12 protein-coding genes are annotated in these 12105 nt (G+C 40.7%); 3 read left to right on the top strand and 9 right to left on the bottom strand.

Going from position 1 to position 12105, the window contains the following annotated elements; genetic code table 11:
- Position 1: 1 nt before the first annotated feature.
- The 7 genes from dnaB to P8P68_RS07295 form a co-directional block, all read right to left on the bottom strand.
- Positions 2-1354, bottom strand: coding sequence for a replicative DNA helicase (gene dnaB, locus P8P68_RS07325; RefSeq protein WP_000852476.1), 1353 nt, complete (start codon positions 1352-1354; stop codon positions 2-4).
- A gap of 43 nt (positions 1355-1397) precedes the next feature.
- Positions 1398-1850 carry a 50S ribosomal protein L9 gene (gene rplI / locus P8P68_RS07320; RefSeq protein WP_000864208.1) on the bottom strand — a complete coding sequence of 151 codons (453 nt, stop codon included), beginning with the start codon at positions 1848-1850 and terminating at the stop codon, positions 1398-1400.
- Positions 1847-3820, bottom strand: coding sequence for a DHH family phosphoesterase (locus tag P8P68_RS07315; protein ID WP_278275830.1), 1974 nt, complete (start codon positions 3818-3820; stop codon positions 1847-1849). Before P8P68_RS07315 ends, rplI begins: the two co-directional genes overlap by 4 nt.
- A 156-nt stretch (positions 3821-3976) precedes the next feature.
- On the bottom strand, positions 3977-5155 hold the full coding sequence (locus tag P8P68_RS07310) for an acetyl-CoA C-acetyltransferase (protein ID WP_000656057.1): 1179 nt from the start codon (positions 5153-5155) through the stop codon (positions 3977-3979).
- 81 nt (positions 5156-5236) lie between these two features.
- Positions 5237-5785: a ribosome-associated translation inhibitor RaiA gene (raiA, locus tag P8P68_RS07305; RefSeq protein ID WP_000599111.1), complete on the bottom strand. Its 549-nt coding sequence runs from the start codon at positions 5783-5785 to the stop codon at positions 5237-5239.
- Between the two features lie 79 nt (positions 5786-5864).
- Positions 5865-6527: a ComF family protein gene (locus P8P68_RS07300; protein WP_000995720.1), complete on the bottom strand. Its 663-nt coding sequence runs from the start codon at positions 6525-6527 to the stop codon at positions 5865-5867.
- Positions 6524-7822 carry a DEAD/DEAH box helicase gene (locus P8P68_RS07295; RefSeq protein WP_278275829.1) on the bottom strand — a complete coding sequence of 433 codons (1299 nt, stop codon included), beginning with the start codon at positions 7820-7822 and terminating at the stop codon, positions 6524-6526. The genes P8P68_RS07300 and P8P68_RS07295 overlap by 4 nt, the downstream gene beginning before the upstream one ends.
- 56 nt (positions 7823-7878) lie before the next feature.
- Here P8P68_RS07295 and P8P68_RS07290 point away from each other — a divergent pair, with 56 nt between their 5' ends.
- From P8P68_RS07290 to cysK, 3 genes are all read left to right on the top strand, one after another.
- A complete protein-coding gene (locus tag P8P68_RS07290; protein ID WP_278275828.1) occupies positions 7879-8514 on the top strand; it encodes a YigZ family protein in 636 nt (211 codons plus the stop codon).
- Positions 8515-8529: 15 nt separating this feature from the next.
- The gene (locus P8P68_RS07285; protein WP_278275827.1) at positions 8530-8973 is read left to right on the top strand and encodes a PH domain-containing protein; all 444 of its coding nucleotides are present in this window, start codon (positions 8530-8532) and stop codon (positions 8971-8973) included.
- Between the two features lie 96 nt (positions 8974-9069).
- Positions 9070-9996 carry a cysteine synthase A gene (gene cysK, locus P8P68_RS07280; protein ID WP_278275826.1) on the top strand — a complete coding sequence of 309 codons (927 nt, stop codon included), beginning with the start codon at positions 9070-9072 and terminating at the stop codon, positions 9994-9996.
- A gap of 88 nt (positions 9997-10084) precedes the next feature.
- Here cysK and tsf read toward each other — a convergent pair whose 3' ends face one another.
- Together tsf and rpsB are read right to left on the bottom strand one after the other, a co-directional pair.
- Positions 10085-11125, bottom strand: a complete 1041-nt coding sequence (gene tsf, locus P8P68_RS07275) for a translation elongation factor Ts (protein ID WP_278275825.1) — start codon at positions 11123-11125, stop codon at positions 10085-10087.
- Positions 11126-11204: 79 nt separating this feature from the next.
- Positions 11205-11984: a 30S ribosomal protein S2 gene (rpsB, locus tag P8P68_RS07270; protein WP_000268475.1), complete on the bottom strand. Its 780-nt coding sequence runs from the start codon at positions 11982-11984 to the stop codon at positions 11205-11207.
- Positions 11985-12105: the final 121 nt, after the last annotated feature.

Here is a 12105-nt window from a genome sequence, read left to right as displayed (position 1 = left end):
CTTATGCCTCCCTCTTTGAGATACTTGAAAATTTATTGTATTCTTTTTGGAAAATCAATTCCACCGTTCCACGAGCTCCACTACGGTTTTTCTCGATGATAACCTCAACCTTGTTATTTGGAATTCCTTCCTCTTCTTCACCCGCACGATCGTAGTAGTCGTCACGGTATAGAAAAGCTACGATATCCGCATCCTGCTCGATAGAACCCGATTCACGAATATCAGACAAGACTGGTCTCTTATCCTGACGCTGTTCCACTCCACGGGATAACTGACTGAGAGCAATGACTGGAACTTTCAATTCCTTGGCTAGAATTTTTAGCTGACGAGAAATTTCAGAAACTTCTTGTTGACGGTTCTCACGACCAGTCCCTGTAATAAGCTGTAGGTAGTCGATCAAAATCAAGCCTAGATTGCCTGTTTCTTGAGCTAGTTTGCGTGAACGCGAACGAATTTCCGTGATTCGAATCCCTGGCGTATCATCGATATAGATACTCGCGTTAGCTAGGTTCCCTTGAGCAATGGTATACTTTTGCCACTCCTCGTCAGTCAATTGACCCGTACGGATAGAATGAGACTCCACCAAACCTTCTGCTGCCAGCATACGGTCTACTAGGCTTTCTGCACCCATTTCCAGTGAAAAGATGGCAACCGTCTTGTCCAACTTGGTCCCGATGTTCTGAGCAATATTTAAGGCAAAGGCTGTCTTACCAACCGCTGGACGCGCCGCTAGGATAATCAGCTCCTCCTCGTGGAGACCTGTCGTCATATGGTCCAAATCACGATAGCCTGTAGCAATACCTGTGATATCCGTTGTTTGTTGTGACCGAACTTCTAGGTTCCCAAAGTTGATATTCAGAATATCTCGAATATTCTTGAAACCACTACGATTGGCGTTTTCACTGACATCAATGAGTCCCTTTTCTGCTTGAGCGATGATTTCATCTGCAGGCTTAGAAGCTTCATAGGCTTGGTTGACAGACTCTGTCAACTTGGAAATCAAGCGACGAAGCATAGCCTTTTCGGCAACAATTTTAGCATAATACTCCGCATTAGCTGAAGTTGGTACTGAGTTGACAATTTCAACAAGATAAGACAAGCCACCAATATTTTGGAGATCCCCTTGGCTATCCAAAATCGTCCGAACTGTTGTCGCATCAATCGCTTCTCCACGATCCGACAAGTCTACCATCGCTTGGAAAATCAACCGATGAGCATACTTAAAGAAGTCACGAGAATCAATGTATTCTCGGACAAAAACGAGCTTACTCTCATCTATAAAAATAGCTCCCAGAACAGATTGTTCTGCTAAAATATCCTGAGGTTGAACTCGCAGTTCCTCTACTTCTGCCATCCGACTTTCCTTCCTTTTACAATCTTGTCAAGAAGTTGTAAACTTAACCTTCTTTTACACGAAGATTGATGATACTTGTAACATCTTGGTAGATCTTCACTGGTACATCAATCAAACCTACTGCTCGAATTGGTGCTTGCACTTGAATATTGCGTTTGTCAATCTTGATACCAAATTGCTTAAGCAATTCTTCTGCAATCTTCTTGTTGGTGATGGATCCAAATGTACGACCATCTGGTCCAACCTTTTCAACAAACTCTACAACCGTTTCTTCTGCTTCTAGCTTAGCCTTGATGGCTTTTGCTTCAGCAATCATTTCAGCATGAGCCTTTTCTTCTGATTTTTGTTTTCCACGCAACTCACCCACTGCTTGAGCAGTCGCTTCCTTGGCCAAATTCTTTTTAATCAGGAAGTTTTGAGCATAGCCAGTTGGCACTTCCTTAATTTCGCCTTTTTTTCCTTTTCCTTTAACATCTGCTAAAAAGATTACTTTCATTCTTCTTTCTCCTTTTCCTTTAGTTCTTCCAGGATTAGTTGAGTCAATTTTTCTCCTGCTTCCGACAAACTCATATCCTCGATTTGCGCAGCTGCTAGATTAAAGTGACCACCACCACCCAGCTCTTCCATAATGCGTTGCACATTGATTTTACTACGACTTCGAGCCGAGATAGAAATAAATCCTTGTGTATTTTTTGCCAGAACGAAGCTGGCTTCAATGCCAGACATAGCCAGCATAGCATCGGCAGCCTTACTGATAACAACTGTGTCATAAGACATTGAGTCCCTAGCTTGGGCAATCAAGATATCTGAACCTAACTTACGACCTTGTAAAATGAGTTCATTTACCTCACGGTACTCTTCAAAATCTGTCGCAGCAATCTCCTGGATAGCAATACTGTCACTTCCCCGTGTTCTCAGATAGCTAGCCACATCAAAGGTTCGACTCGTCACGCGAGATGTGAAATTCTTGGTATCCAGCATCATACCAGCCATCAAAACACTGGCCTGCATACGACTCAAACGATTTTTCTTAGAATTTTGGAACTGAATCAATTCTGTGACCAGCTCACTGGCACTACTTGCCCCACTTTCAATATAGGTGATGACTGCATTCTCTGGGAAATCCTGATCACGTCTATGATGGTCAATAACAATAGTTTGAGTGAACAAATCATAAAAATCTTTTGACAAGGTCAAAGCCGTCTTGGAATGATCCACCAGAATCAATAATGAACGGTTTGTAACTAACTTCATCGCATCTGTAAGAGATAAAAGCTTCGTGACATCTTCCTTCTTCAAGAACTGAATAGCACGTTCGATATCTGCTGGCATATGGTCTGCATCATAGACAGCATAACTGTTCTCAATAATATTACTTGCAAACAACTGCATACCAACAGCAGAGCCCAAAGCATCCATATCTAGATTTTTATGACCGACTACAAAAACTTGGTCAACACTTCGAATCTTATCAGAAATGGCTGTCATCATGGCTCTGGTACGTGTACGAGTACGTTTGATAGATGCAGCAGTTCCTCCACCAAAGTAGACAGGATTCTTGGTTTCGTTATTTTCCTTGACCACCACCTGGTCACCACCGCGAACTTCTGCTAAGTTCAAGTTGAGCAAGGCAATTTTCCCTATCTCTTCATGGTTTCCATCACCATAAGAAAATCCCATACTTAAAGTTAGGGCTAGCTGCCTCTGTTTTGATTCTTCTCGGAAACTATCAATAACAGAGAATTTATCATTCATCAATTCCTCTAGTACTGTGTAATCTGTGAATACATAAAAACGATCCATCCCCACACGGCGAGAGAACATAGCATACTTACTTGCAAATTCTGAAACAAAATTAGCTACAAAGCTATTGATATGGCTGATATCAGAGTCAGACGTCGCATCCTCCAAATCATCGTAATTATCCACTGAGATGACCCCAATGACTGGACGACTAGTTACCAATTCGACAGTCGCTTCGTACTCCCCAGAAACATCAAAGAAATACAAAACACCCGAAGCCTTGTCCATATGAACAGCATATCGTGTTTCGCCCAAGGTAGCATACGAACCTGGATTCCCAACAGAAGCCTTGATGATGGTTTGAATTAACTCAACATCAATTTCGCCTTCTTCAGTAGTTAAAATCAGCTCAGCATAAGGATTAAACCATTCCACTTCTCCGCTTGATAGGTCTAATTTCAGGACTCCCACCGGCATTTGATCAAGCAAAGTACTCAAGCTATTTTCGGCTTGGTGATTTACATATTGGATTTGTTCAATTTCGCTCTTTTCATACTGTTTTTTTTGCCAAACGAATAAAAGCAAATAAAGCAGTACAAATAAAAACAAAACAGTGATTGTTACAGCAAGATTATGTGAAAAAATAATCAGCAAAGTTAAGATTCCGAAAGTTGCAAGTCCTAGCAAGACTGCAGAAAACGGGATTAAATTATTTTTTTTCATTCTAAACCTCTTGCGCATTATTATATCACAAAAACCCTTAAAAAGCGACCTTTTAAAAGATGCAAGCCTTTCTTTCATGATTGATTTCTCTAACTTCAGACACAAAAAGAGGAGGGAATCATCACCCTCCTACCCACGTGTTCAGATCACTAACACCTAACGTTCCACGATAAGGGCAGTCCCCATCCCTCCTCCGATACAGAGAGTTGCTAAGCCAGTTTTAGCATCACGTTTCATCATCTCATGTAGCAGCGTTACTAGGATACGGCAACCGGAAGCCCCAATTGGGTGACCAAGAGCAATGGCGCCACCATTGACGTTGACAATATCTGTGTTGAAACCAAGTGTTTTACCAACCGCACAAGCCTGGGCAGCAAAGGCTTCATTTGACTCAATCAAGTCGAGATCTTCAACTGTCAAATTGCCTTTTTCAAGAGCCTTGCGAGTCGCATAAATCGGTCCACATCCCATCATCTTAGGATCCAAACCTGCATTTGCATACGAACGAATGTGGGCAATCACTGAAAGTCCTAATTCTTCAGCTTTTTCAGCACTCATCATCAAGACAGCGGCTGCTCCGTCATTGATGCCTGAGGCATTTCCCGCTGTGACAGAACCGTCTTTTTTGAAAACCGGACCTAGCTTAGACAGGCTCTCCAAGCTAGCATCTTTTCTAGGATATTCATCTGTATCAAAAACGATAGGATCGCCTTTGCGTTGAGGAATGACAACTTGCACAATCTCTTCTTTAAAACGACCAGATTCTATAGCTGCAACTGCTCGTTTTTGTGACTCTAAAGCAAGGGCATCTTGCTCTTCTCGACTGATGCCATATTTTTCAGCCACATTCTCAGCTGTAATCCCCATATGGTATTCGTTAAAAGCATCAGACAAACCGTCCTTAATCATGGTATCTACCACTTTTGAATCGCCCATACGGCCGCCCCAACGGAAGCTTGGCATAACGTATGTCGCCTGACTCATGTTTTCTGCACCACCAGCTACGATAATATTTGCATCGCCACACTGAATTGCTTGAGCAGCCAACTGCACTGCCTTCAAACCGGAACCACAAACCTTGTTGATAGTAAAGGCTGGTGTAAATTCAGGGAGTCCTGCATGAATGCTCATTTGACGAGCTACGTTTTGACCTAAACCTGCGCCTAGTACATTCCCCATAATCACTTCGTCTACCTGCTCTGGTTTGACATTGGCTTTTTCCAAAGCACTCTTAACAACCAAAGCTCCCAAATCAACAGCTGAAACATTCTTCAAACTTCCTCCAAAGGAGCCTATTGGAGTTCGCACTGCTGAAACAATCACCACGTCTTTCATAACTGCCCCCGTTTATACCTTTTATAATAATGCAATACAAAAGTGGTTTACACTGGTGTAAACCACTTTAAACATTCTATTTTATGATTCTTTTACTTCTAACAAACCGACTTCACCATCTTCACGGCGATACAAAACATTAGTTGTTTGATCTTCTACATCTACATAGATAAAGAAATCATGCCCCAATAAATCCATTTGAAGAAGGGCTTCTTCTAAATCCATTGGCTTCAAATCAATTTGTTTTGAACGAACGACTTTTGGTTGCACAACATTTGCATCTTCAACCAGAGCATCTGTAAAGAGTTGACTTGTCGCAACTTTATTTTTATTCTTACGTTCGATTTTAGTTTTATTTTTACGAATCTGACGTTCAATTTTATCTGTTACAAGATCGATAGAACCATACATATCTTGAGAAATATCTTCAGCACGAAGAGTGATAGATCCAAGCGGAATTGTTACTTCAACCTTTGCTGTTTTTTCACGGTAAACTTTCAAGTTTACACGTGCATCCAACTCCTGCTCAGGTTGAAAATACTTTTCGATCTTTTCGAGTTTAGAAACTACATAATCACGAATTGCTTCTGTTACTTCTAGGTTTTCACCACGGATACTATATTTAATCATATAAGTACCTTCTTTCTAAACATTTTTGTTTTTCTAACTATATTATAACGCTTTCATTTTCATTTTGCAAATTTTTTCCTCATCTTACAAGGGAAAAAGTTTTAACTTCCAAAGCACCTGCTTCTTCCAAAAGTCGTTTCACTCGATTCACAGTTGCCCCTGTTGTATAGATGTCATCAATCAGCAAAATCTTCTTAGGAAGTGAGATACCATCTTTAATAAAAAATGGAATTTCAGTAGCTAACCTTTCCAAACGACTTTTAGAAGAACTAGCGCTCTCTTCTCTTTTTCCTAATATATCTTTAAAAGAAAAGCCTGCTGCCTCAACCAAACCTTCAACCTGGTTAAATCCCCTCTCAAGCAATCTTCCAGGACTTAGGGGAATCAACACAAATTGATAGTCTCCATACTTTTTCAACTCATTAGCAAGTACAGGAGCAAAAACCTTTCTAAGCAGAAAATCTCCATCAAACTTATATCGACTGAAAAAGTCTTTCATAGCTTGATTATAGGTAAAGATTGCCTTATGATCAACCTGAATTCCTTCTTTACACCAAAGTTTACAATCTTGACACTTAGTTGACATGCCTGTTTTCATACAGTTTGGGCAATAATTCTCACCAATCTTCTCAAAACTAGAAGCACAAGCTGAGCAAAGATAACTGCAGTCATCCTTCAAAAGGAAGAGACTGCTAAAAGTCAGCTCACTCTTTGTAGTCTGGCCACATAGTAAACAGTTCATAATCCCGCCTCCTTGTTCATCTGCTTGATTTCCTTGATTGCCTTCTTGATGGAAGCATTTAACCCATCATGAAAGAAGAGCAACTCACCAGTTGGTCTGTCCATACTACGTCCAACTCGACCACCAATCTGAATCAAGCTAGACTTGGTAAAGAGTCGATGATTAGCTTCTACTACGAAAACATCCACACAAGGGAAGGTGACTCCGCGTTCCAATATTGTTGTACTGATCAGTATTGTTAGTTCTCCATCTCGAAAAGCTTGCACCTGCTCTAATCGATCTACTGTAACAGAGGACACAAAACCAATATTCTCATTCGGGAACTGCTCCTGCAGGATTTCTTTCAACTTCTCACCTTTCTGAATTTCTGATGCAAAAAGCAGTAATGGAAAACCGGTCCTCCTCTGTTTCTCTATATAGGTTTTTAACTTTGGAGATAACTGACTCTTATCTAAATAACAATTAAAATCCGATAACCAAACTGGCTTTGGAATAATCAATGGATTTCCATGAAATCGTCTTGGCAAGCTTAACCTTTTTAATTCTCCAGTGCGAACCTTTTTATCTAACTCATCTGTAGAGGTCGCTGTAAGAAATATCCTTAACCCCTCCTCCTTTACACATTTGTTTACAGCATAGTAAAGAACAGAGTTGTCAACATAAGGAAAGGCATCTACTTCATCCACTATCAGCAAGTCAAAAGCATGATAAAATTTTAACAGCTGATGAGTCGTTGCAACAACTAGTGGTGTTCGAAAATAGGGTTCTGACTCACCATGAATTAGTGCTATCTCACAAGCAAAGTCATTCTGCAGTCGTTTATACAGCTCCAAACACACATCAATTCGAGGGCTGGCTAAACAAACTGCACCACCTTCATTAATCACTTTAGCCACAACTTGATAAATCATCTCTGTCTTTCCCGCTCCTGTTACAGCGTGAACCAAGGTTGGCTCTTGCTTGTCTACCGCTTGAAGAAGTCCCTCTGAAACTTTTTCTTGAAAAGGTGTTAACTGACCACGCCATTTGAGGACGTCTTGCTTAGGAAAATCCTCCTGCGGAAAATAGTATAAAGCTTGATCACTCCTGACCCTCTTCATCAATAAACACTCCCTACAATAGTAAGCACCTACAGGTAAATGCCATTCTTCTAGAATACTACTATTACAACGTTGACAAAACAGTTTCCCTTTCTCTTTTCTCATTGCCGGCAGTTTCACCGCCATCTGACGTTCTTCTTTCGTTAATTCTTTCTCAGTAAACAAGCGACCGAGGTAATTTGGATTTACTTTCATACTTCTTTATTCGTAAAAATATAGCGCTTTAGGTAATTTTTTAGTACAATTAAATCATGGAATTTAGAACAATTAAAGAGGACGGGCAAGTCCAAGAAGAAATCAAAAAGTCCCGCTTTATCTGTCACGCAAAGCGTGTCTATAGTGAAGCAGAAGCTCGTGACTTTATCACTGCTATCAAAAAAGAACACTACAAAGCCACCCATAACTGCTCTGCTTTTATTGTAGGGGAACGCAGTGAAATCAAGCGTACGAGTGATGATGGTGAGCCTAGTGGTACTGCTGGAGTCCCTATGCTTGGCGTCTTAGAAAATCATAATCTTACGAATGTCTGCGTAGTAGTTACTCGTTACTTTGGTGGAATTAAGTTAGGCGCTGGCGGTTTGATTCGCGCTTACGCAGGAAGTGTAGCCTTGGCTGTCAAAGAAATAGGCATTATTGAAATCAAAGAGCAAGCTGGCATAGCCATTCAGATGTCTTACGCTCAGTATCAAGAATATAGCAATTTTCTTAGAGAACATAAACTCACGGAAATCGAGACAAACTTTACAGATCAAATCGATACCATAATTTATGTTGATAAGGAAGAGAAAGAAAATATCAAGTCTGCTCTTGTAGAGTTTTTTAATGGAAAGGTTACTTTAACGGATCAAGGTTTACGAGAAGTTGAAGTTCCTGTAAACTTAGTGTAAATAAAGGAGAAATACATGGCATTTGGGAAATTTATTCAAGGACTTGCTGGTAACTTCAGTGAGCAAAACAAAGGAGTTCTTATCAAAGAATATGGTCAATACCTACTAGAGAATGAAGAAATCCAAAGTGGATATAAGCTCATTCGTGACGCAATCATCTTTACAAATATTCGTATCATCTTTACAGATAAGCAAGGCGCTACTGGTCGCAAAATGTCTGTTAAATCACTCTTTTTGATGAACATTGTCAACGTTGAAATGGAAACTGCAGGAGCAGGTATAGACGATAGTGAGATTACGATCACTTATTTAGAGAATGTCTTTCTAAAAGCACATAATGAGCATTTTAGTTACCACAAATTTGAATTTCCTAAGAAAACGGATATTCTTCCCCTTTACTCCTATTTACTAGAACTTGCTTATCACAATCGATTGAAAATTAATGGCTTAGACCTTTGATATAAAAAAATCCTATCGCTTCGATAGGATTTCTATATTTTACAAATAGCCTAGAGCACGTTATACTAGTATCATCTTATACAAAGAGGTATATCTATGACTATTTACAATAATATTACTGAACTAATCGGACAAACACCAATTGTTAAACTCAACAATATTGTTCCAGAGGGTGCTGCAGACGTCTATGTTAAACTAGAGGCCTTTAACCCAGGATCTTCAGTCAAAGACCGTATTGCCCTTAGCATGATTGAAAAGGCTGAGCAGGATGGCATTCTAAAACCCGGTGCTACTATTGTTGAAGCAACAAGTGGAAATACTGGAATCGGTCTTTCATGGGTTGGTGCTGCTAAAGGATATAAAGTTGTTATCGTCATGCCAGAAACGATGAGTGTGGAACGACGTAAGATTATCCAAGCCTATGGCGCTGAACTCGTCCTTACACCTGGTAGCGAAGGTATGAAAGGTGCGATTGCCAAAGCCCAAGAAATCGCAGCCGAACGCGATGGTTTTCTGCCTCTCCAGTTTAACAATCCAGCTAATCCTGAAGTACACGAAAGAACAACAGGAGCTGAAATACTGGCTGCTTTCGGTTCTGATGGGCTAGATGCTTTTGTAGGTGGTGTTGGTACTGGTGGAACGATTTCGGGCGTTTCTCATGCACTTAAAGCTGCAAATTCCAACATTCAAATTTTTGCTGTTGAAGCTGATGAATCTGCTATTCTGTCTGGCGAAAAACCAGGACCTCATAAAATTCAAGGTATCTCCGCTGGATTTATTCCTGAAACACTTGATACAGAAGCCTATGACGGTATCGTCCGTGTAACATCAGATGATGCTCTTGCACTTGGTCGTGAGATTGGCGGAAAAGAAGGCTTCCTTGTTGGTATTTCTTCAGCTGCAGCGATTTACGGGGCAATTGAGGTTGCCAAGAAATTAGGTGCAGGTAAAAAAGTCCTTGCGCTTGCACCAGATAACGGAGAACGTTACCTATCTACAGCACTCTATGAATTCGAAGTCTAGTCTCCTAAATACACAAAGCCCTTGTTAAAGGGCTTTTTAAATTTTTAATAAAAGAAAAAGGAAGCAAACTTGCTTCCTCTTTTTATTATTAGTTATTCAAGGCTGCTGCCATTGTAGCTGCAACTTCTGCTTCGAAGTCGTTCGCAGCTTTTTCGATACCTTCACCAACTTCAAAGCGAGCGAACTCAACTACTGAAGCGTTAACTGATTCAAGGTATGCTTCAACTGTCTTACTATCGTCCATGATGTAGACTTGTGCAAGAAGTGTGTACGCTTGGTCAACCTTAGTGTTGTCAAGCATGAAGCGATCCATTTTACCTGGGATGATTTTGTCCCAGATTTTTTCTGGTTTGCCTTCTGCAGCCAACTCAGCTTTGATGTCAGCTTCTGCTTGAGCAATCACTTCATCAGTCAATTGTGCCTTTGATCCATACTTCAAGTGTGGAAGGGCTGGTTTACCAACCATTGCACGGCTTTCGTTGTCTTGATCAATTACGTGGTTCAATTGAGCCAACTCATCTTTAACAAATTGCTCATCCAATTCTTTGTAAGAAAGAACTGTTGGTTTCATCGCAGCAATGTGCATTGAGATTTGTTTAGCAAGAGCTTCGTCTCCACCTTCAATAACAGAGATAACACCGATACGGCCACCATTGTGTTGGTAAGCTCCAAAGTGTTGTGCATCTGTTTTTTCAATCAAAGCAAAACGACGGAATGAGATTTTTTCTCCGATAGTTGCTGTTGCAGATACATACGCTGCTTCAAGAGTTTCACCTGAAGGCATTGTCAAAGCGAGAGCTTCTTCATTGTTAGCTGGTTTTCCTTCAGCAATTACTTTAGCTGTAGCATTTACCAAGTCAACGAATTGAGCGTTTTTCGCAACGAAGTCAGTTTCAGCGTTTACTTCAACTACTGCTGCAACGTTACCGTTAACATAAACACCAGTCAAACCTTCTGCAGCAACGCGGTCAGCTTTCTTAGCTGCTTTCGCCATACCTTTTTCACGAAGCAATTCAATCGCTTTTTCGATGTCACCGTCTGTTTCTACAAGCGCTTTTTTAGCGTCCATAACACCGGCACCAGATTTTTCACGCAACTCTTTTACAAGTTTAGCTGTAATTTCTGCCATTTTGATTCTCCTATATTTTTTAAAAAATAGGAGAGCTGGGCTACGCCCCGCCCTCCTAGGTAATTACTATTTATATGAATTAAGCGTTGTCGCCTTCTACAACTTCAACGATTTCTTCGATTGAGTCTGCTTGAGCTTCTGAAGCTGCAAATTCTGCTTCAACTGCTGCTGCATCTTCACCTTGACGTCCTTCGATGATAGCGTCAGCCAATTTAGCTGTGATCAATTTAACTGCGCGGATAGCGTCATCGTTAGCTGGGATGATTACATCGATATCATCTGGATCAGTGTTTGTGTCAACCATCGCTACAACTGGGATTCCCAATTTTTTAGCTTCTTTAACAGCGATTTGCTCTTTATGTGGGTCAACTACGTACATTACATCTGGGATACGAGGCATGTCTTCGATACCACCCAAGAATTTTTCAAGACGTGCACGTTGTTTGTTAAGAAGTGCAACTTCTTTCTTAGGAAGAACGTCGAAGATTCCTTCTTCTTCCATACGTTTGATTTCTTTCAAACGAGCAATACGTTTTTGGATAGTTCCCCAGTTAGTAAGAGTTCCACCCAACCAACGGTGGTTGATGTAGTATTGACCTGAACGTTCTGCTTCTTCTTTAACAGCGTCAGCAGCTTGTTTCTTAGTACCAACAAACAATACAACTGCATCGTTAGCTGCTGCATCACGCATAAAGTCGTAAGCTTGGTCAGCGTATTTTACAGTTTGTTGCAAGTCGATAACGTGGATTCCGTTACGCTCAGTGAAGATGTACTTAGCCATCTTAGGGTTCCAGCGACGAGTTTGGTGACCAAAGTGTACACCAGCCTCAAGAAGTTGTTTCATTGAAATTACTGCCATGAGTATTTCTCCTTTTTGTTTTTTCCTCTCCTCGATTTCAACTTGCAAAACGACCCGAGGGCAACAGTTTCACAATTCATCAAGAATGAGTATTATCGTTTACACGATAAGTTTCATTCTA

Source organism: Streptococcus sp. D7B5 (assembly GCF_029691405.1).
Taxonomy (GTDB): Bacteria; Bacillota; Bacilli; order Lactobacillales; family Streptococcaceae; genus Streptococcus.
The sequence above is the reverse complement of the archived record's forward strand: the minus strand, read 5'-3'. Positions and strand labels throughout refer to the sequence as shown.